The organism is Halorhodospira abdelmalekii (genome assembly GCF_016583625.1).
GTDB classification, from domain to species: domain Bacteria; phylum Pseudomonadota; class Gammaproteobacteria; order Nitrococcales; family Halorhodospiraceae; genus Halorhodospira; species Halorhodospira abdelmalekii.
Genome location: NZ_NRRN01000009.1, coordinates 33,606 through 54,977 on the forward strand (window position 1 = coordinate 33,606; position 21,372 = coordinate 54,977).

Here is a 21,372-nt window from a genome sequence, read left to right on the forward strand (position 1 = left end):
CGCTCCTGCCGCGGTGCTAAAGGGTCAGGTGGACGACTTGAAAGCTCAGGAAACTGTAGGCGAGGGCCAACAACACGCCGAGCGGCAGCCGCATCTGGAGGGCGTGGTGAAAGATCGCACCGAGCACACCGATGTGCCACAACCACAGCAGCAGGATGATCAGAGCCGCTGTCGGGGCCTCTTCGGGAGAGCGTCCCGCCAAGCTGAACGTGACCAGCGCCACTGGCGCAGCGATCAGCGCATCGGCCCCGAACATGGCTGTTGCGCTCTGGATGAAGCGATCGGCGACTCCACGCAAGGTGAGCAGGGCGTAGAGAAAGAAGAGACCGAAGAGGACCGCGACCGCGATCTGGGTCGTGACCGGACCAGCCTGCGGCAGATTCCCGGCGGTCACATAGCTCAACCCAGCACTGATCGCAATCACAACAACGAGCAGACCCGGAGCGTAGGGCAAGTGTTGCGGTCCCTTGCGAAAAAGGCAGATCTCGATCAGCGTTTTGAGGGCATCTCCCATAACGACTCCTTTGGCAATCCGCCCGGCCATCATACAGCAATCCCCTCACCTACAGGCCTCGCCGGCGCGATCGTCGGCAGCCGACCACCGCACTTAGAGCAGATCCATCGAGACGATCCGCACCGGCTGCCCCGGCTCAAGGATGCGCACATCGCGTTCACCGAGCAATCCGGCAACCACCTGCGCATGCTGCTCAGCCGATAGTGGCCGCGCCCGCACGGTCGCAATCGGCCAACCCGGCTGGATCCGCTCCCGCTCCAGAGTCACCAACCAGACTCGTCGCTCGCAGCCAGTGATCTCGACCGGAGCGGACCAAAGCCGTAGCACCAAACGCTGCTGCTGATCGATCGGCCAGACTCGAATCAACTCCGGTTGCCGCCCGCGGTACCAGCGGGCCAGCGGCGACATCCGGCTCAGCTCCGGCTCCGGCTGCAACCAGCGCAACGCGCCATGGAGGCGCCGCTCCGGCTCATACCAACCCGCCTCTGCAAGCTGCTCGGTCAACCGGTCGAACTCGGCCAGCCACTGGACATCGACCGGGCGCCGACCACCGTCGAGCCAGCGCAGTTCACGTCCGAGCGCATCGGCCGGACCAATCTCCAACCACTGCGAGGTCGTCAACTGCGGCGGCTCCGCCTGCACGACGAAGGCCTCGCGGCGGTCGGTAAAGTGCAACAGCGCCTGCACCGTAACCGCCACTGCCAATACCACGGCCACGACCGCCGGCAACGAACGCTCCGGGACGTGGCGCTGCGAGGAACTGCGCGCCAAGACGACAAACCCGGCCATGACGATCCCGAGCAAGAGCCCACCGACGGCATCACTCAGCCAGACGCGCCCAACAATCACCCCGCTACCGGCCGCCAGCAGCGGGATCAACAGACCGATCATGCGCACCGGCTGTCGCAACGGCCCGTAGACGACCGTTGCGAGCACCCCAGAGGCCAAGACCAAGGCGGTCAAGGCAGCGACTTCCGGCGACGGAAAGGCGAGCACCGGCGCCCCGCGATAGAGCGGCGTCGCACCGAGGGTGCCACTCAAAGTCGCCGTCGCCCACGCCAAGACCGCAGCCCCGCTGACACTGACGGCCAAGACCAACGTCACCCGCCAGCGCCCACCACTGGCCATCCACGCCACTCCAGCGGCCAGGGCCGGCCCCCAGACCCACGCCTCGAGCAGCAAGGCTGGCAAGACGAAGTAGCCGCGCCAATCGGTCTGCATGTGCTCCAGCAGCACCCCCAGTACGGCCTCATCAAGCAGACTCGGGGCGCCGAGCCACGCCTGTCGCGCCAGCAGCAGCGAGAAGAGCACCAGGGCCGCCCACCAAATCCAGCCGGTGCTGTAGCTGAAGGCGCGCAGGGCGTAACGCGGCGCGCTGAGGATCTGGGCTGCCAGCGGGTGGAGCCGCCCCCAACGGCGCGCCCGCCAAGCCGTCAAGGCGGCAGCACTGCGCAGACGCGGGGCCAGCTGGACCCGCCCGACCCACCACAATAGCCACGCCGCGACCAACAGCAGCAGCAGCAGGGCAACTGAGCGCCCGGCCACCGAAGCGGCCACGGCCAACGAGGCGCCAAAGACGAGCCCCGGCAGTAGATAGGCCGGCGCCCACAACAGTGCCGAGAAAAAGTTCACCACCAGGAAGGGGCGCCACGGCATCCCCATCGTACCGGCAACAGCCGGAATAATGCCGCGCAACGGACCGAAGAAACGTCCAAAGATCAAGCTTTTACCGCCATGCGCGGCAAAAAACTCATCACCCTTGGCAAGAGCCGTGCGGTGGCGGCGCAACGGCCAGTAGGTGCGCAACCGCTCGCCGTAGGTCCGGCCCAGCCAGTAGCTGATCGAGTCCCCACAAAACGCCCCAGCGAAGGCGGCGATCAGGCTGGGCCACAACTCGATATGACCGGCTCCGATCAACGCCCCGGCCACAAAGAGCAGGGTCGCCCCAGGCACGATCAGACCGGCGACCAAGATCCCCTCGCACAGCGCGATGACAAAGATAGCCGCCGTCGTCCACCCGGGATGGGCAGAGAGCCAATCGAGCAGGCCGGAGGCCCAAGAGAGGTCCATAGTCGTTCGTCGCTACGGGGTTAGAGAGCGGCCCCACCCGGGCGGATGGGGCCGATGCGGAGCCTATACGCGAGCGAAGGCGCGCTCGGCGGCCGCCAGGGTCTCCTCGATCGCCTGGGCATCGTGGGCCAACGAGACGAAGCCCGCCTCAAAGGCGGCCGGGGCCAGGTAGACCCCCTCCTCAAGCATGGCGTGGAAGAAACGGTTAAAGGCATCAAGATCGCACGCCTTGACCTGTTCAAAGCGAGTCACCGGGGCGTCGTCGGTAAAGAAGAGACCGAACATGCTGCCACACTGATTGGTCGTCATCTTGACCCCAGCCGCATCGGCTCGTTGCTGCAGCCCCTCTACCAGTTGCGTTGTCGTCGCCTCAAGGCGCTCGAAGGCCCCCGGGGCAGCGATCTTCTCAAGGGTCGCCAAACCCGCCGCCATGGTCACCGGGTTCCCCGACAGCGTACCGGCCTGATAGACCCCACCGACTGGCGCCAACCCCTCCATGATATCGCGCCGGCCACCGAAGGCACCGACCGGCATGCCGCCGCCGATGACCTTACCGAGGCAGGTCAGATCGGGGGTGATACCGAAGCGCCCCTGCGCACACTGCACGCCGACCCGGAAGCCGGTCATGACCTCATCGAAGATCAGCAGCGCACCGCTGCGATCGCACTGCTCGCGCAGCTTCTCAAGGAAGCCGGGCACTGGCGGAACGCAGTTCATGTTACCGGCCACCGGCTCGACGATCACCGCGGCGATCTCACTGCCGTGCTGATCGAAACACTGCTCGACGGCATCGGCATCGTTATAGGGCAACGTCAAGGTCTCGGCGACCACCGCCTGCGGAATACCGGGGGAACCGGGCACGCCCAGGGTCAAGGCACCGGAGCCCGCCTGCACCAGCAGCGCATCGACGTGGCCGTGGTAGCAACCTTGGAATTTAACGATCTTATCGCGCCGGGTGTGCGCCCGTGCCAGGCGCAGCGCGCTCATCGTCGCCTCGGTGCCCGAGTTGACCAAGCGCACCATCTCCAGCGACGGCACGTGTCGGCAGAGGGTGCGGGCCATCTCGATTTCGAGCTCGACCGGCGCCCCGAACGACAACCCTTTAGCCGCCGTCTCCTGCACTCGGCGCAGCACGTCCGGCTCGGCGTGCCCAGCTACCAAAGGCCCCCAAGAGCAGACGTAGTCGACGTAGCGCTTACCATCGACATCCCAAACATAGGGCCCCTCGCCGCGTTCAAAGAAGATCGGCTCCCCACCGACCCCCTTGAATGCGCGAACCGGCGAATTGACGCCGCCGGGAATCAACTCCTGCGCTTGTTGAAACAGCTCATGGGTGCGTTGCATAGATATCGTACTCCTTTTGCCCGTTGGTCACCGTTGCTCTTAGACGTCGCTCCGCATTCTGCTCCCCCCTTCACCACTCGACACCCCTTGGAGGGGAACCCGGAGGCGAGCGAACCCTGGAGTGCGCTCAGGGGCGAACTTAGGGGCGCTGTTGAGCCCGCTGCCAGGCCGCCACGAGTTCAGCTGCCGCCGCCTCGGGATCGCCGGCATCGAAGATGGCGCTCACCACCGCCGCCGCATCCACCCCGGTCGCTGCCACCTGCGCGATGTTACTGTACTCGATTCCGCCGATGGCAACGATCGGGCACGCGACACTGGCCCGTACCTCAGCGACCCACTCCAGCGGCGCCCGCACCGCCTCCGGTTTAGTCACCGAAGGGAAGAGACTGCCGAGGGCGATGTAGTCGGCCCCATCCGCCACAGCTTGATCGACGCGCGCCCGATCGGCATAGCACGAGACACCGATCCAAGCGCGCCGCCCTAGGCGCGCGCGGGCCGCGGCCACCGCACCGTCTTCACGCCCCAGGTGCACACCGGCGGCGCCAATCGCAGCGGCCAACTCGATATCGTCGTTGATGATCAACAGCGCTCCGGCGTCGCTACAGAGCTGCCGCAGCTGCTCGGCCTCAGCATGCCGACGCACTGCCTCTGTCGCACCCCCCTTGTCCCGATATTGCAATATCCGCACGCCGCCGCGCAGCGCCCCTGCCGCTGCATCGAGCATCCCGTCCCCGGCGGCAGTCACCGCATAGATCCCGTGGATCGGTGTGGCCGTCATGCACTCCTCCCTGCTCAATGTATCGGCTCTTTAGCGGCTCTCACAGGCCTAACCAGGCCTAACCAGCCAAGTGGCCTCTACCTCAGCCCGCCTACCAATGCGCCGTGTCTCCGGAGCGCGCAGCTCAGAGGGGGCTACTCTACCAAAGTGTTGCGCTGCACCCGACCCCTCTGCTCATCGACCCGCAACGCCACTACAAAGGCGCCGATAAAGAGCCCGGCACAGAGCAAGATCGCCCCCTGCAGTCCGAGCAGAATCTGTAGCCCTCCCACGGCGACCAACCCAATCGCCCCGGCGAGCCTAGTCGCCAGCCCCCAGAAACCGAAGAACTCCCCCGCACGACCATCCGGGGCGAAGAGCCCGACGATTGTCCGTCCCGCCGACTGACAGGAGCCCAGCGCTAACCCAGCCAGACAACCGGCAAACAAAAAGACGTACTGCGCCTCCCAGGCCAACCCCAGTAGACGATTGACCCCTTCGGTCACCCCCGGCGTACCCCAAATCATCAGGATCGCCGCGATCCACATCAGCAGCGTCACCATATAGGTCCGCTTCGCCCCTAGACGATCCTGAATCAGCCCAAAACCGATCGCCCCGGCGGCAGCGGCGACCTGAGTAGTGATAAACATCACCATACGTACATGCTCATCCCAGCCAATGACCTGCGCACCGTAGATGAAGGCGTAGGCGATCACGATCACCAGCCCCGAAGTCGCGAGCAGTAAAGAGACCAAGAAGAGCGCCAACTCGCGCAACTGCTTCAGGTTGCGCAACGTCTGCGCCACCCGGCCAAATCCCAGCCGGGCGTAGCCGCAGCCGCTCGGCAGGGGGCGTGGACGACCCCGTTCACGCAACCAGAGGAAGGTTGGGATGGCACAGAGGAGGAAAAAGACGGCAGCGAACGGTCCAACCCATCGAATACGATCGAAATTCTCTTCGCTCACCTCCCCCAATATTAAAACGGTGAAGAGGGTTGCGCAGAGCCCGCCGATGTAACCCAGCGACCATCCCAACCCGGAGACCCGCCCCATCTCACTGGGGCCAGCGATATCGGGCAGAAACCCAGCGATGAAGGCCTCGCCCATGGAATAGGCGTAGTTCGATATGACGATCAGCACAAAGCCAAGAACGATGTAGCCCGGCTCGACCCAGTAGAGGGCGGCCGTGGCAGCCACGGTGGTGATGTAGCTGATGAAGAGGAAGCGCTTTTTGGCCGCGGCGTAGTCCATCACGGCACCGCACCACGGCGCCGTCGCCACGACGCCGAGGTAGCTCAGCGCCAGCGCGGTGCTCCAGAGCAGATTGCCGAGCCGATAGTCTCCGCCGCCGTCGCCGACGATGATGCGGGTGAAGAGATCACCGTAGATGACCGTGATGATCAGCAGCGTATAGGCCTGATTGGCGAAGTCGAACATCGCCCAACTGACGACCTCGCGCCGAGACGCCTTACTCGTTGCCCACACGCCTTCTCTCCCCTGCTCTTCGCCCTGCCGTCCGCAGTCCGCCGCGCCCCACCCCGCGCACCTGCCCGCGCACCTGCCCGCGCACCTGCCCGCGCACCTGGGGGGACCGGGTTCAACGATCAACTCGCGCTCACTGGAAAGCCACCCAGAGACCGCTCAGGGACTATTTTGAGGCGAGCCCCAGCGAGCCTCACCTAGCGAGCTTGGCCGATCTTCGGTATGCTGCGGAGCTATGAGCGAGACCCACTTAACCGAACAGCGTTTTACCGACCTTCCCATCCACGATGCGGTGCTCGATGGCCTCGATGAAGCGGGGCTGGCCTTCTGCACGCCCATCCAGGCCGCCACCCTACCACAGACCCTGCGCGGCCAGAGCATCGCCGGCGAGGCGCAGACCGGGACGGGCAAGACCGCAGCCTTCGTGATCGCCACCCTACACCACCTGATGACCTATCCGGTCGCCGAGGATGCCGTCGGGCCGTGGGCGATCATGCTGGCCCCGACCCGCGAGTTGGCCATCCAGATTCACCGCGACGCCGAAGAGATCGGCGCCTTTACCGGTCTGCGCTTTGCAGCCGTCTACGGCGGCACCGGCTACGAGAGCCAGCGACAGCAACTGCGCGACGGAATCGACGTCATTATTGGCACCCCGGGGCGCATCATCGATTTCTACAAGCAGCGGATCTTCAGCCTGCGCAACATCGAGGTCGTGGTCCTCGACGAAGCCGATCGCATGTTCGATCTCGGCTTCGTTGCCGATATTCGCTACCTGCTGCGCCGGATGCCGAGCGCCGAACAGCGCCTCAATCTGCTCTTCTCGGCCACCCTCTCCTACCGCGTTATGGAGCTGGCCTGGGAACACATGGGCGATCCGCAGCGCATTACGGTCGAACGCGAGCAGCGCACCGCCGATCAGATTCGTCAGACCCTCTACCACGTCGCCAAAGAGGATAAGACGGCCTTCCTTGTTGGGCTGCTGCAGCACATCGACCCACGCCGGACTCTGGTCTTCGTCAACACCAAACGCGCCGCTGAACACTTGGCCGGTTACCTCCAGGGCAACGGCATCGCCGCGTCGGTCATCTCCGGCGACATCCCGCAACGCAAGCGCGAACAACTCCTTGAACAGTTTCGCACCGGTACATTGCCGGTGCTCATCGGCACCGACGTCGCCGCACGCGGTCTGCACATCGATGCGGTCAGCCACGTCATCAACTACGACCTACCGCAAGACCCGGAAGACTACGTCCACCGCATCGGCCGGACGGCGCGCGCTGGCGAAAGCGGCGACGCCATCACCTTGGCTTGCGATGAATACGTCTTCTCGTTGCCCGATATTGAGGCCTACCTCAACACCCGGATCCCGAGCACCCCGCCGCCGGCGGAGTATTTCGTCGAATTGGCACCGGCTAAGCGCATCTCGTCGACGCGCCGCAGCGCCCCCCGGCGGGCGGGCGGAACACGCAGTGGCAACAGCACCCGGCGACGCAGCAGTTCGCGCCCGGCGCGCTGAGCGCTGAGCGCTGAGCGCTGAGCGCTGAACACAACGCCTACAGGCGTGCAGGCGAGCCAGGCACACGCCCGCAAGGCTAGCGAAGCGCGCCTGCAAGGCCCGCCAGCAAAGCCGGGGCTGGCATCGCAACGGCAAACCGTGCGATAGTCTTCGCAAGTGGGGGCTGGGTGGATCTTGCCAAGATCCGCGCTCTCTTTCGAACTAGCGGGCTTTTTGGAATCAGGGCAACAGCACGCACCATGTACGATTTTATCGGCTACCACGTTCGTGATTACATGACCCCGCAGCCTTACACCGTCAGCCCCGAGACGAGGCTGCGTGAGTTGCAAGCACTCTTCGATCAGCACGACTTCAACGGGGTACCGGTCGTCGACGCTCAACAGCGCCTGCTCGGCGTTGCTACTAAGCTCGATCTGCTCAAAGCCTTTACCTTTACGCCGCAATCGATGTTGCCGCAGTACGAGGCCATTATGGCGCACGAGGTCGCGCAGATCATGACCCGCGAGCCGATCACGGTGAGTCCCGACCTACCGCTAACCCGCGTCTTACAGCGCATGGTCGATATGCGCACGAAGAGCTTCCCGGTAGTCGATGAGGAGGGGCGAATCCGCGGCATGATCGCCCGCGAGGACCTGCTCCGCGCCTTACGCGATGCCACTGCCTCGGCAGCACCGCCCCACCCCGAAGAGTAGCGGTGAAGAAGGGGGCCGCGCCGCGGTAAGCGAGAGAGAAGAGCTATGAATCCCTCTACATTCGTCGGCATCATCGGCGGCCTGCTGCTCATCGGCTCTGTCCTTCTGATTGCCGCCGAGGAGGCGCTGGTCTTCCTCAATCTGCCGGGGCTGGCGATTGTAATCGGTGGGACGCTGGCGGCGACCTTCATGGCCTACCCGCTCGATGAAGTCTTGCGGGTCTTTCGCCTGATCTGGATCGTACTGCGCAACGAACGGGTCTACACGCGCGACGACATGGAGGAGCTGATCCGCATTGCGCAGCTGTGGTTCCGCGGCGAAACACGCGCCGTTGAAGACGCCCTGGAGAACGTCGCCAACCCTTTCCTGCGCACCGGCGTTCAGCTGCTCATCGATATGACCCCAGAGGAGGATATCCTCGATCTGCTGCAGTGGCGCATCAGCCGGTTACGCGCCAAGGAGAACGCCGAGGCGCAGATCTTCCGCACCATGGCCGCCTTTGCCCCGGCCTTCGGCATGATCGGCACGTTGGTCGGACTGATCAACATGATGTTCATTTTGGATGATGGCGATATCGCCCAGATCGGCCAACAGATGGGTGTCGCGCTGCTGACGACCTTCTACGGTATCCTGCTCGCTAACCTCTTCCTGAAACCGATCGCCGTTAAGCTAGAGCGGCGTACCGAGCAGCGCCTGATCACCCTGAACATGGTCATGCAGGGCATCTCCTTGATGTGCCAAAAGCGCAGCCCAACACTGATGCGCGAGACACTGCACTCATTCGTCGCCCAATTCAAAGACGAAGTCCACGATCCCGATGCGGTCCAGCAGTTTGAGCAAGATGCCCAGCAGACGAGTGCAGCGGCTTCGGCTGGCGCATCCCGCGCCGCAAAGGGCACCGGGGCACAAGGGCAGCCCCAAGCCAAACCGCCGGCAGGTGGTGGCGGCTCAGCCGCCGGACCGGAGAGACAGCGCGGTGACAACAGCAAGGGCGGTGGCGGGCGACCGACCCCACAGGGGCGTTAACGCAAGGGCACGACAGCCATGAGCGAAGAGAACCCGACTCAGCGGCGGACGAAGCGGTTCAACCGCCACGTCCAGCCCGAGTCGGAAAAGGAGGAAGATACCAGCTGGCTGATGGTCTACCTCGACGTCATCACCCTGCTGCTGATCGTCTTCGTCATCTTGCTTGTGCTCCTCGACCCCGACCCGCACGAACATCAGCGCACTCCAGGTCTCTTCGACGGCAGCGAGGGGGTCCTTGATCGTCACACGGGCATCATTGATGGGCGGCCGGTCATCCAGGACGATGCCGAGGTTGAGATTCCCGTGGAGTTGCAGGAGCGCGGCATCCAGGCCGCCGGTGAAGAGGACACTCTAACCTTCCGCCTCGACGATGCGGTGCTCTTCCAGACTGGTGCCGCCGATCTGCTGCCGCAAGGGCGTGAGGCCATCGACGAGCTAGTCCCCATCTTTGAGGCAACCGGAGCGCGCATCTCTATTGAGGGACACACCGATAACATCCCGATTGCAACCGCCCGCTTCCCATCGAATTGGGAGTTGTCTACGGCACGGGCGAGCAGCGTGTTGCGCCACTTAGCCGAACAAGGGATCGACCCGCGCCGGATGCGGGCGATCGGCTACGCCGATATCCGCCCAATCGCCAGTAACGATACCGCCGAGGGGCGAGCCGAGAACCGGCGCGTCGAGATCACACTGCACTTCGATCCGACTCGCGACGATTTCGATGAGCTTCCGCTGACGCGCTAGCTGCGGATCACTGCAGGGGCGCTGATCGCCGCTCCCCGACGAGCACTCTACCCGCTCAGGCACCGGCGGTTGTATAGTCGCCTTGTAAGCCCTTTCGCAAACCCGAGACCGAGCCGTCGATTATGCACGCGCAGCCCACTTCGAAATTACCTCCGGTCATCGGCTTTCTGCTGATCGCCAATATCGCCGTCTTCAGCTTGCAGATCCTTGGCGGCCCACAGCTCATGAACCTGCTCATTGAGCAGTTCGGCCTCTGGCCGCTGCACGACACCCCGGCCCCCTTCGCCGCCTTTGGCGTAGGAGAGCTGCCCGGGTTCCAGCTCTGGCAGATCGTGACTTACGCCTTTTTGCACGGCGGGCTGCTTCACCTCTTTGTTAACCTCTTCGCCATCTGGATGCTCGGCACGCAGCTGGAGCACGCCTGGGGATCCCGGACCTTAGCGCTCTACTTCTTCATCTGTGTCATCGGAGCGGGCTTGGTGCAACTGTTTGTCGCTACCCAAGCGGCTGCTGACGGCAATATCTACCCGACGGTGGGCGCCTCCGGCGGCGTCTTTGGCATCCTGCTCGCCTTCGGCATGATGTTCCCAAATCAGCGCTTGATCTTGCTGTTCCCACCGATTCCGATTCGTGCAAAATACTTTGTGATCGGCTACGGCCTCTTTGAGCTGGCCGCCGGCATTTACGGTACGCAGGCCAACATCGCCCACTTCGCCCACCTCGGTGGCATGGTCGTTGGCTTCTTCACCATCCAGTACTGGCGCGGCAAACTGCCTATTAAGCCGCGACGGCAACGCTTCCACTGGTAGCCAGCAGGACCGGACGGCGGACGCGGTCGGGCGCGGCAACGCGGAGCAGACGCAAGACGCCGCTTCCACTCCGCGCCGCTATCTGTTAGGTTGCCGGCTTGGAAACCACGGCAATACCCTCGCCGGCACGCCCTGTATGGACGCATCCGCGGGGGCACCTTCTCTAGGATGGAGAAAAGCTCGTCATGGACGATGATCGCACCACGGTCCGCTACGTCGACCGCATGATTGCCGACGCGGTCGCGCGTCGCGCCTCCGATATCCACCTGCAGCCGGAGAGCGAGCGCTGCCGTTTGCGCTTGCGCATCGATGGGCTGCTGCGGGAGGCGGCAGGGCCACCGCCGACCCTAGCGGAGCGCGTCGGCGCGCGCATCAAACTGCTCGCCGGCATGGATGTCGCCGAACGGCGGCGACCACAAGATGGGCGATTGCAGCTTCGCCTCAGCGACGGCACACCCGCCCAGTTCCGCGTCGCCAGCTGCCCCAGTAGCCACGGCGAAAAGCTCGTGTTGCGTCTCATCGAACAGCACGGACCACGCGCGCTTGCTCAGCTCGGTCTCTCGCCGGCAGCCGCGGCGACCTTCGAAGAGGCACTGCGCCAACCCGAGGGACTGATCCTCGTCACCGGACCCACCGGTTCAGGCAAATCGGCCACCCTACACGCTGCGCTGCAATACCTAAACACCCCCGAACGCAACCTCTGCACGGTTGAAGACCCGGTCGAGATGAGTATCCCCGGAATCACTCAGGTCGCCGTCAACCGCCGCGCCGAGATCGACTTTGCCACCGTTCTGCGCGCCTTCCTGCGCCAAGACCCCGATATCATCATGGTCGGCGAGATCCGTGATACCGAGACCGCCGCCATCGCCGTCAAGGCGGCTCAGACCGGCCACCTCGTCCTCTCAACGCTGCATACGCGCAGCGCCGCCGGCGCCATTGAACGCCTCGCACGCATGGGCATCCCACCCCACGATCTCGCCTCCAGCCTGAGCCTGGTCATCGCTCAGCGCCTGGTACGCCGCCGCTGTCCTTGCCAAGAGACGCCGGCAACGACCGGAGCCTCCCGCCAGGGGTGTTGCGACGACGGCTTCGCCGGGCGCTGCGGCCTATTCGAAGCCCTACCCATCTGCGCGCCGATCCAGGAGGCGATTCTCGCCGGGGCCTCGGCTCGTGCCATTACCGAACAGGCCGCCGCGCTCGGCTACGAAGACTTAGCCAGCGCCGGCAACCGGCTAATTGCCGAAGGGCTCACCACGTCCGCCGAACTGCGCCGGGCCACCAGTGTAGTGCTCTCGTGAAGCGGCTACGGTGGCATGGCGTCGACAAGGACGGGCGCCGCCTAAGCGGTGTTTGTGACGCCGAGACAAGCGCACTGCTCGGGTACGCGCTGCGCGCCCAGGGCATCGAGCCGGTCACGATCCATCGCACCCTGCGACCGCCCCGGCGCACGCCGCCGACACCGAGCCGTGCCGCTCAAGCCAGTCTGCTGCGCCGCTTAGCGACTCTGCTCGATGCCGGCGCCCCACTCGAACGCGCTCTGCGTAGTAGCGCCTCGCAAGAGTCAAACGGTCTGCTGCGTGACGGCCTGCGCCGCGCGCGCCGCGCCGTCGAACACGGCCGCTCACTCGGCCACGCCTTTGCCCACGCCCTGCCGGAGTTGACCGCTACCCATCGCGCCCTACTCAGTGCCGGCGAACGTTCAGGAGATTTTGTGGCCGCTCTCCGGGCGGTCGCCGAGGAGATCGAACGCAGCGACGAAACGCTGCGCCGCCTCCGGCGGGCAGCGGCCTATCCAGCTGTAATCGTAATCGCAGCGGCGGCCCTGCTCGCCTTGCTGTTGCTCTTTATCGTTCCCCGCTTTGCTGCCCTCTTCGCCCACGCCGAGGGCGAATTGCCCGGACCCACCCGTCTAGTGATGGCCACCGCCGAGCTCTTAGCCACCACTTTGCCCCTGTGGTGCGCTCTTGCCTCGTTTCTAGCCATCCTGCCGTGGTGCTACCGTCGCCTTTCGCCGGGACGCCGCCGCGCCTGTAGCGTGGTCTGGTCGCGGGCCGCTAGCCACCTACCCGGTATCGGCACTCTGCTCTTCGATGCCGCACTGAGCCGGTGGAGCGGCACCCTCGCGCGTCTACTCAGTGCCGGGATTCCACTGCTTGAGGCCTTACCGCTTGCCAACAACGCGACCGGATCGCACCACAGCAGTAACAAACTGGCGCAGCTGACCAAGCGGCTGCATAACGGCGAACGCTTTGCCGCCGCCTTCCACGCGTTGTTGCCGACCGCTCGTACCACCGCGCAATTGATCGCCGTCGGCGAAGAGGCAGGGCGGCTCGATGAGATGCTGGCCCACGCTGCCCGCTACCACCACGAGCGCCTTACAGAACGTCTCGACCGTTTAAGCGCCCTGATCGAACCCACCTTGATCGTGTTGGTAGGAGGGCTCACTGCCTTAATCGTCGTGGCCCTCTATCTGCCCGTCTTTCAGCTTGGCGCGACACTCTAGGGCGATCGGCTTACAATGGCAGCCTGATAGGCGGCCATGGCCGCCCGATAGTCGACGTCACGGCAGCGTCACCCGGCGGCGTCACCGGCACGCACTGCGGTCACGCACTTCGATGCGCTTTACGAGCAAGCTTCAAGCGCGTCAATAGCGTACACACACTCTCTGGGACACAAGTGAACAGGCAGCCCCTCTGATGGACTCACTCGCACTTCTCCCCTCCTGGCTGTGGATCGGCCTTGTTGCACTCTTCGGGCTGATTGTCGGCAGCTTCCTGAATGTCGTTGCCCACCGCCTACCGACCGTCCTACAGCGGCGCTGGCTGCTTGAGGCGCAGCAGATTCTCGATCACCCGGGGACAGAACCCGATGAGCAATCCGCCGAAGCAGCGACCCGATACCACCTCCACTGGCCGCCTTCCCACTGCCCGCACTGCCAACACCGGCTGCGCATTTGGGAGAATATCCCTCTGATCAGCTACTTAATGCTTAGGGGACGCTGTCACAGCTGCGCTGCACGGATCTCGGTGCGCTATCCGCTGCTCGAGTTAATCAGCGCTATCGCCGCTGCGACCGTCGCTGCGACCTTGGGGCCGACGGTAACAGCGCTGGTGATGATCGTGGTCACCTGGACCCTGATCGCCGCCGCCGCCATCGACTACGAGCACTATCTGCTTCCCGACGCCCTGACCCTGCCGCTGCTGTGGGCTGGGCTGCTCTGGAGCACCAGCGCACTCAGCTCCGTCTCCCCCGAACAGGCCCTCTACGGTGCTGCCGCCGGCTATCTGAGCCTGTGGCTGATCTACCACGGTCACCGCGCCCTAACCGGACGCGAAGGCATGGGCTACGGCGACTTTAAGCTCACTGCTGCCCTCGGCGCTTGGCTCGGCTGGCAGGCACTGCCGCTGCTGGTCTTGCTCGCCGCCGTCGGCGGCCTAGTCGGCGCCTTGGCCCTGGCGCTGCGCAACCGCCCACTCAGCCGTGCCCTGCCTTTCGGCCCGCTGCTGGCCGTAGCAGGCTGGATATTGCTCGTGTGGGGCGAACAGATCACTTACTTCTAACAGCCGACAGCTCTGGAGACGAAGTCGCTTGCCCTCGTTGACTCGCACTCCCCCATTCGACGCCCTCGGCAACACCCTGCGTGTCGGCCTGACCGGTGGCATTGCCAGCGGCAAGTCGACCGTGGCGGACTATTTAAGCCGCTACGGCGCACCGGTGATCGATACCGATCACTTGGCTCGTGCCCTGGTACAACCGGGCAGCCCGACCCTCCAAGCGATCTGCGCCACCTTCGGCAACTCGCTGCTGCAGGCGGATGGCCAGCTCGATCGCGCCGCCCTGGGCGCGCTGGTCTTTAACGATTTCGAAGCACGGCGTAAGCTGGAGGCTATCGTGCATCCGCGGGTTGAGGAGCGGGTGCTTCAGCGACTGGCGCGTATCGACGCCCCCTATACGGTCGTCGTCGTACCGCTGCTGTTCGAGAGTGGGATGGATCGTTTAATGGAGTGGGTGGTCGCCATCGACTTAGCCGAAGAGGAGCAAGAACAGCGCATCATCGCCCGAGACGGCCTCTCTAAGGAGCAGGCGCGCGCCCGCATCGCCAGTCAGCTCAAGCGATCGGTGCGCAGTGCCAGGGCCGATTGTCTAATCGACAACCACGGCCCGCCTGCCGCGCTGGCGCAAAGGGTACTGCGTCTGCACTGCGACTTGCTAAACCGGGCACAGCGTAAACGACGCGATTGTACGGCCCTCTAGGTCGCCCCGGAGCCAGCGTGGCACTGCGCGATGAAGGCGCGATGAAGGCGCGATGAAGGCGCGATGAAGGATAGAGAAATGGACGAACAAGACGAAGATCGGGTGACTTACGAACATCCGCTCAACGAGCGGCTGCGCACCCTATTGCGCTTGGAGTTCCTGATCAAGACTGCTGCTACGGCGATGCAACGGCCAGCCGCCATCGACAGCCGCACCGCTGTAGAGGCCTTCATCCACACCTTACAATTACTGGATCGAGGAGAGGTTCGCTCCGAAGTCATCAAGGAGCTCGATCGCCTAAGCGGCAGCCTGGCACGCCGGCATGAGAGCGGTGGCCCCCGCCCTTCGGCGCCTCCTCAGGAGGAGACCGAGCAGTGTCGTGCGCTGCTGCGGCGCGTCGGCGAACCGGGTGCTGCACTCGGTGAGACGATGCGCGAGGATGAGCTGCTTATCCTGATCGCCCAGCGTTTCGGTATCGGTGCCAGCACCTGCGGCTTCGACTTGCCGAGCTACCACCGCTGGCTCTCCCGCCCCTACGAGGAGCGCCTAACCGACATGCAACGCTGGTACGAAAGCTTCTCCGATCTGCGCGCGGCTGTACTCTTCGCCTTGCGGATGCAGCGCCAATCGGCCCCCTTCACCGAGCAAGTCGCGGAACAGGGCTCCTGGCAGCGGCGCACCTCCAGCACCGACCCGGCCATTCAACTACTGCGCCTGCGCACCGCCGCCGACCGCCCCGTAATCCCCGAAATCAGCGGTAACCGCTACTTCCTGACGATTCGCTTCTTGAGCCAGCCCGACACCACGAGCCGACCGCAGCCAATCGCCGAGGATCTGCCCTTCGAGCTGGCCTGCTGCACCCTCTAGAAAAGGGAGCGAGAAGGGGGCGGCTAAGAGGGAGGGGGTGACGCGGCCGCGTCGTCCGCCAACAGGCCGCGAATAGCCGCGACACCCTGACCACCGTGTGCCCGCGCGGTAAAGCGATCGGCTCGCGTCAAACCACCTAGGGCGTAGACAGGCAGCGGTACCGTCGCCACCAATTCCGCAAAACGCCGCCACCCTAGCGGCTGACGCTCAGGGTGAGAGGGCGTCCACGAGACCGGCGAGAGCAAGGCGAAATCGACTCCCAGCGCCGCGGCTTGCGCCAGCTCGCTGGCGCCGTGACAAGAAGCGCCAAGCCACTCGACCCCAGGCGGACGAGTGTGCATTTGTGCCAACTGCGCTGCTGTAAGATGCAGTCCATCGGCGCCTACGCGCTCGACCATCTCGACATCGCGATTCAACAGCAGCCGCGCCCCGTAAGCCCGACAGCGCTCCAGGAGCGCCGTTGCAAGCCGTGCAAAGGCTGGATCGCTCAAGTCGTGGCGGCGCATCTGTACCAGCCGGACTCCGGCGGCCAACGCCTGCGTCACCACCTCTAGCCAAGCCTGCGGCCGTGCCGGCTGCTGCGGGGTAATCAGCTGGCAGTCCGGCAACTGCAACGCCCGCAGAATCGGCCGATTGGCCACCAGCCACGGGTAGTCACCGAAGCGCTCCGGAGCGATCCAATCCAGCTCTTGCCCCTCCTGAGGCGATGGCTCACCGCGCCAGCGGCGCACATCAAGGACATAGAGCCGCAACGGCCCGTCGCCGTAGTCCCACGGAACCTCGATCAAAGGGGCACCGGGAATGGCGGCAACAGCCAGCTCCTCTTGCAACTCTCGCTGCAATGCCGCCGTGACCCCCTCGCCCGGCTCGACCTTACCGCCAGGAAACTCCCATAAGCCGGCGTGGCGCTGCGACTGCGGGCGCCGCTGCGCTAACACCCGGCCGCAGCCGTCGCGCAGCACGCCGACGGCTATGGAGAGCGGTTCGACCGGGTGCTCGGCAACTCCAGCGTCAGTGTTTAAGCCGCTGTCAGCAGATCGACCCGGCCCGGCAGGATCAGCAGGAACAGCCGCTCCGCCAGGGACTCTCTCCTCAGGTTCGGTATTCGGCATTGATCCGCACATACTCAGCGGTCATGTCACAGGTCCATACCGTCGCCTGTGCCGTTCCGCGCCCCAAATCGATGGCAATACGCACCTGCGCACCAGCGAGTGCCGCCGCCGCCGCCGCCTCGTCGTACTCCGGGCTGCGACATCCGGCTACCGCAATCGGCTGATCGCCAAAGTGCAGCGCCACCCGGTCGATCTCAAGGTCGTCGACTCCGGCCCGTCCAATCGCCGCCAAGACCCGCCCCCAGTTCGGATCAGCCGCCGCCAACGCGGTCTTAACCAGCGGCGACTCGGCCACCGTAAAGGCGACCCGTTCCGCCTCGGCGGTCGAACGCGCCCCGGTGACTTCGACATCGACTAAGCGGGTCGCCCCCTCGCCATCAGCAGCGATCGCTCGTGCCAGGTCGATGGCCACGGCCTCAAGAGCGGCCTGAAAGCGCTCGTAATCGGTCCCTTCGCCAGTGATCTGCGGCCCCTGCCCGGTCGCCGCAAGAAGACAGGCGTCGTTCGTTGAGGTATCGCCATCGACCGTAACCCGATTAAAGGAGCGAGCCACCGCCCGTTGCAGAGCCGACTTGAGCAGTTCGGCGGGCAGCTGCGCATCGGTCGCCAGGAAGGCGAGCATGGTCGCCATATTGGGGCGAATCATCCCCGCCCCCTTGGCCATCCCGGTCACCGTGCAGGGGCCGCCGCTGAGCTCGAAATGCAGACTGGAGAGCTTCGAGCGGGTGTCGGTCGTCTGAATCCCCTCCGCCGCGGCAAGCCAGCCGTCGGGGCGCAGATCGGCGACGGCGGCCGGCAACGCCTGGCAGATCGTCTCGACCGGCAACGGCTCACCGATGATCCCGGTGGAGAAGGGGAGCACCGCCGTATTCGGGCAGCCGCAGTGCGCCGCCAACGCCTCACAGCAAGCGACAGCCGCTTGCTCGCCGGCCGCCCCCGTACCGGCGTTGGCGTAGCCGGTATTGATCAGCAGATAACGCGGCGACTGGATGGCCAAGTGGTGCTCGGCCAGGCGCACCGGGGCAGCCCGGAAGCGATTGCGGGTAAAGAGGGCCGCGGCCTGGCTGCCTGGAGCGAGCTCCATGACGACCAGATCGCGTCGATCGGGACGGCGAATCCCCGCGCACACCGTCCCCAACCGACAACCAGAAACCACTCGCGGTGCGCTGTCAGAAGCCGGGTACGCCATCTCAGAGCTTGCCACAGCAGTGCTTATACTTCTTCCCGGAGCCGCAGGGGCACGGTTGATTGCGCCCCACCTTCGGGCCTTGGCGAGTGACGGGATCACCGCCCCGCGCACTGCGCTCATCGCCGGCAGCGCTACGCCCCGAACCGGGCTGAGTGGGGCGCCCCCCCGCCGCGCCCCCAGCGCGCGGCGCCTTGCCACCCACCGGACCCGCCTGCTGCTGGGCACCTCTCTCCGGCGCACCGCCGCTGCTCCGCGTCTGCTCGCGCTCGCCCAACCCCGTAGCGGACCGCTCACCCTCGCTCCCCCCCGGGGCGGCCGCACCGCCCTGGAGGCCGACACCGAGGCTCATCGAGGCGCTGCTGCTTGCGGCCGCCGCTATCCCCTGACGCAGTTGCTCAAGGCGCTCTGCCTCACGCCGGCGCTCCTCATTCAGCGCCTCGACATCCTCCTCGGCGCGCACCTGCATCCGCAGCAGAACCGCAACCGCTTCACGCTTGAGGCCTTCGAGCATCTTCTGGAACATCGTAAAGGCGTCTTTCTTGAACTCCTGCTTTGGATTGCGCTGGGCGTAGCCACGCAGACTCACCCCTTGGCGCAGATAGTCCATGGCCGCAAGGTGCTCCTTCCAGTGCTTGTCGAGCGCCTGCAACATCACCGCCTTTTCGAAACGGCGCACGACCTCAGCCCCTGCCTGCTCCTCCTTAGCCCGGTAGCTCTTCTCGATCTCGGCGTGGATGCGCTGACGCAGCGTCTCTTCGTGCAGGCTCTCATCCTCATCGAGCCACTTCTGCAGTGGCAATGGCTGCCCGAACTCCTCGGCTAGGGCCTTTTCCAAACCTGGAACGTTCCACTGCTCATCGATCGAACCGGGCGGAATGTACTCCGAAATCACCTGATCGATGATGTCCTCGCGGATGCTCTCGCAGATATCGGCCACATCGTCTGATTCGAGCAGTTCGTTGCGCTGCTCGTAGACGACCTTACGCTGATCGTTGGCAACGTCATCGAACTCGAGCAGGTGTTTGCGCATATCGAAGTTGTGCGCCTCGACCTTGCGCTGGGCGTTTTCGATGACGCGCGAGACCATGCGCGATTCGATCGCCTCACCGTGCTCCATGCCGAGTCGCTGCATCATCGCCGACATCCGCTCAGAGGCGAAGATACGCAGCAGCGGATCTTCGAGGGCGAGATAGAAGCGCGTCGAACCCGGATCGCCTTGACGCCCGGAACGGCCGCGCAGCTGATTGTCGATCCGCCGCGACTCGTGCCGTTCGGTGCCGATGACGTGCAAGCCGCCGGCCGCCACGACCGCATCGTGGCGCTGCTGCCACGCCTGTTTGCGCCGCTCGATCTCCTGCGGGTCCTGACTCTCGCCGAGTTCGGCAAGCTCAGCATCGAGATTGCCGCCGAGGACGATATCGGTCCCGCGCCCAGCCATGTTGGTCGCAATGGTCACCGTCCCCGGGCGCCCGGCGTCGGCGATGATCTGCGCCTCGCTCTCGTTGTGCTTGGCGTTGAGGACGTTGTGCTTCACCCCCGCTTGCTGCAAGGCGTTGGAGACGCGCTCCGAGGCTTCAATGGAGGCGGTGCCGACGAGGACCGGCTGCTGCCGCTCTACGCAATCCTTCACGTCGGCGATGATGGCCTCGAACTTCTCCTCGGTGGTGCGGTAGACCAGATCGTTGAGATCTTGGCGCACCATCGGGTTGTGGGTCGGGATGGCGAAGACCTCGAGCCCGTAGATGTGGTGGAACTCGAACGCCTCGGTATCGGCAGTGCCGGTCATGCCGGCGAGCTTTTCGTAGAGCCGGAAGTAGTTCTGGAAGGTGATCGAGGCGAGGGTCTGGTTCTCGGGCTGGACCGTCACCCCCTCTTTGGCCTCGACCGCCTGATGCAGGCCATCCGACCAGCGCCGCCCCGGCATGGCCCGTCCGGTGAACTCATCGACGATGACGATCTCGTTATCACGCACCAGGTAGTGGACGTTCTTCTGGTAGATCGCGTGGGCGCGCAGCGCTGCAGTCAGATGGTGGACGAGGTTGATGTTGCGAGCGTCGTAGAGCGACTCTTCGACGGCCAGCAGCCCCTCCTCGCGCAGCAACTCCTCGGCCCGATCGTGCCCGGACTCGGTCAGATAGACTTGGCGGGCCTTCTCATCGAGATGGTAGTCGCCCGGCCCCTCTTCCTCCTGCTGGCGCTCAAGTCGCGGCACGATGCGGGTCATCGCCTCGTAGAGCTCACCAGGCTGCTCGGCGGGACCGGAGATGATCAGCGGCGTCCGCGCCTCGTCGATCAAGATCGAGTCGACCTCGTCGATCAGCGCATAGTAGAGGCCCCGCTGGACCTTGTCCTCTTGGCGGAAGGCCATGTTGTCGCGCAGATAGTCGAAGCCGAACTCGTTGTTGGTGCCGTAGGTGATATCGGCCTGATAGGCAGCGACCTTCTCCTCGCGCGGCTGCCGCGAGACGACCACCCCGACCTCCATGCCGAGGGCACGGTAGAGCTTGCCCATCCACTCGGCGTCACGCCGTGCTAGATAGTCGTTGACGGTCACGACGTGCACGCTGCGCCCCGTTAAGGCGTTGAGGTAGACCGGCAGCGTAGCAACCAGCGTCTTACCCTCGCCGGTCTTCATCTCGGAGATGTTGCCCTGATGGAGCACCATCCCGCCGAGCAGCTGCACATCGAAGTGGCGCAGCCCCAGCGTCCGCTTCGAGGCCTCGCGGACCACAGCGAAGGCCTCCTCAAGCAGATCGTCGAGGCGCTCACCGGCGGCGAGGCGCTCTTTGAAGGCGGGGGTCTTCGCGCGCAGCTGCTCATCACTCAGTGCGGCCAGTTGCGACTCCCAGGCGTTAATCTTCTCGACACGCTTACGCAGCCGTTTGAGCGCACGTTCGTTGCGAGATCCGAACAAGCCCTTGATAATCGTCTGTAGCATAGGTCGTCGTCACAATCACTCGGCGGTTTTCGATCGCAACAGGATACAGGGAATAGCGA

The 21,372-nt window shown here is 64.8% G+C and carries 18 protein-coding genes; 10 read left to right on the forward strand and 8 right to left on the reverse strand.

What is annotated here, in order from left to right:
* Positions 1-16: 16 nt before the first annotated feature.
* From CKO15_RS03335 to CKO15_RS03355, 5 genes are all read right to left on the reverse strand, one after another.
* On the reverse strand, positions 17-514 hold the full coding sequence (locus CKO15_RS03335) for a hypothetical protein (RefSeq protein ID WP_200192494.1): 498 nt from the start codon (positions 512-514) through the stop codon (positions 17-19).
* A 93-nt stretch (positions 515-607) separates the two neighbouring features.
* Complete coding sequence (locus CKO15_RS03340; RefSeq protein WP_200192496.1) at positions 608-2,584, reverse strand: VTT domain-containing protein; 1,977 nt, start codon at positions 2,582-2,584, stop codon at positions 608-610.
* Positions 2,585-2,647: 63 nt separating this feature from the next.
* Positions 2,648-3,928 (reverse strand): glutamate-1-semialdehyde 2,1-aminomutase, encoded by a 1,281-nt coding sequence (gene hemL, locus CKO15_RS03345; protein ID WP_200192498.1) that lies wholly within the window; start codon positions 3,926-3,928, stop codon positions 2,648-2,650.
* Between the two features lie 139 nt (positions 3,929-4,067).
* A complete protein-coding gene (thiE, locus tag CKO15_RS03350) occupies positions 4,068-4,706 on the reverse strand; it encodes a thiamine phosphate synthase (protein WP_200192500.1) in 639 nt (212 codons plus the stop codon).
* Positions 4,707-4,840: 134 nt separating this feature from the next.
* The gene (locus CKO15_RS03355) at positions 4,841-6,121 is read right to left on the reverse strand and encodes an MFS transporter (protein WP_200192560.1); all 1,281 of its coding nucleotides are present in this window, start codon (positions 6,119-6,121) and stop codon (positions 4,841-4,843) included.
* A 280-nt stretch (positions 6,122-6,401) separates the two neighbouring features.
* Between CKO15_RS03355 and CKO15_RS03360 the strand changes: the two genes are divergently transcribed.
* The 10 genes from CKO15_RS03360 (at position 6,402) to zapD (ending at position 16,074) form a co-directional block, all read left to right on the forward strand.
* Positions 6,402-7,682, forward strand: a complete 1,281-nt coding sequence (locus tag CKO15_RS03360; protein WP_200192502.1) for a DEAD/DEAH box helicase — start codon at positions 6,402-6,404, stop codon at positions 7,680-7,682.
* Between the two features lie 239 nt (positions 7,683-7,921).
* Positions 7,922-8,374 carry a CBS domain-containing protein gene (locus CKO15_RS03365; RefSeq protein ID WP_200192504.1) on the forward strand — a complete coding sequence of 151 codons (453 nt, stop codon included), beginning with the start codon at positions 7,922-7,924 and terminating at the stop codon, positions 8,372-8,374.
* Positions 8,375-8,419: 45 nt separating this feature from the next.
* Positions 8,420-9,400: a motility protein A gene (locus CKO15_RS03370; RefSeq protein ID WP_200192506.1), complete on the forward strand. Its 981-nt coding sequence runs from the start codon at positions 8,420-8,422 to the stop codon at positions 9,398-9,400.
* Positions 9,401-9,418: 18 nt separating this feature from the next.
* Positions 9,419-10,144 carry an OmpA/MotB family protein gene (locus CKO15_RS03375; protein WP_200192508.1) on the forward strand — a complete coding sequence of 242 codons (726 nt, stop codon included), beginning with the start codon at positions 9,419-9,421 and terminating at the stop codon, positions 10,142-10,144.
* 122 nt (positions 10,145-10,266) lie between these two features.
* Positions 10,267-10,953, forward strand: coding sequence for a rhomboid family intramembrane serine protease (locus CKO15_RS03380; RefSeq protein ID WP_200192510.1), 687 nt, complete (start codon positions 10,267-10,269; stop codon positions 10,951-10,953).
* A gap of 185 nt (positions 10,954-11,138) precedes the next feature.
* On the forward strand, positions 11,139-12,251 hold the full coding sequence (locus CKO15_RS03385; RefSeq protein WP_200192512.1) for a GspE/PulE family protein: 1,113 nt from the start codon (positions 11,139-11,141) through the stop codon (positions 12,249-12,251).
* Positions 12,248-13,456 carry a type II secretion system F family protein gene (locus tag CKO15_RS03390; protein WP_200192514.1) on the forward strand — a complete coding sequence of 403 codons (1,209 nt, stop codon included), beginning with the start codon at positions 12,248-12,250 and terminating at the stop codon, positions 13,454-13,456. Before CKO15_RS03385 ends, CKO15_RS03390 begins: the two co-directional genes overlap by 4 nt.
* A gap of 193 nt (positions 13,457-13,649) precedes the next feature.
* Positions 13,650-14,513: a prepilin peptidase gene (locus CKO15_RS03395; RefSeq protein WP_200192515.1), complete on the forward strand. Its 864-nt coding sequence runs from the start codon at positions 13,650-13,652 to the stop codon at positions 14,511-14,513.
* Between the two features lie 28 nt (positions 14,514-14,541).
* Entirely contained in the window at positions 14,542-15,207 is a 666-nt protein-coding gene (gene coaE, locus CKO15_RS03400) for a dephospho-CoA kinase (protein ID WP_242464525.1), read from the forward strand.
* Positions 15,208-15,285: 78 nt separating this feature from the next.
* Entirely contained in the window at positions 15,286-16,074 is a 789-nt protein-coding gene (zapD, locus tag CKO15_RS03405; protein WP_200192517.1) for a cell division protein ZapD, read from the forward strand.
* A 23-nt stretch (positions 16,075-16,097) separates the two neighbouring features.
* On the opposite strand, the gene CKO15_RS03410 is transcribed toward zapD, so the two are convergent.
* Genes CKO15_RS03410 through secA form a run of 3 tightly spaced genes read right to left on the reverse strand, consistent with a single transcriptional unit; the run spans position 16,098 to position 21,313 of the window.
* A complete protein-coding gene (locus CKO15_RS03410) occupies positions 16,098-17,186 on the reverse strand; it encodes a Nudix family hydrolase (RefSeq protein WP_200192519.1) in 1,089 nt (362 codons plus the stop codon).
* Positions 17,167-18,375, reverse strand: coding sequence for a bifunctional glutamate N-acetyltransferase/amino-acid acetyltransferase ArgJ (gene argJ, locus CKO15_RS03415; protein ID WP_200192521.1), 1,209 nt, complete (start codon positions 18,373-18,375; stop codon positions 17,167-17,169). The genes CKO15_RS03410 and argJ overlap by 20 nt, the downstream gene beginning before the upstream one ends.
* Position 18,376: 1 nt before the next feature.
* Positions 18,377-21,313: a preprotein translocase subunit SecA gene (gene secA, locus CKO15_RS03420; protein ID WP_200192523.1), complete on the reverse strand. Its 2,937-nt coding sequence runs from the start codon at positions 21,311-21,313 to the stop codon at positions 18,377-18,379.
* Between the last annotated feature and the right edge of the window lie 59 nt (positions 21,314-21,372).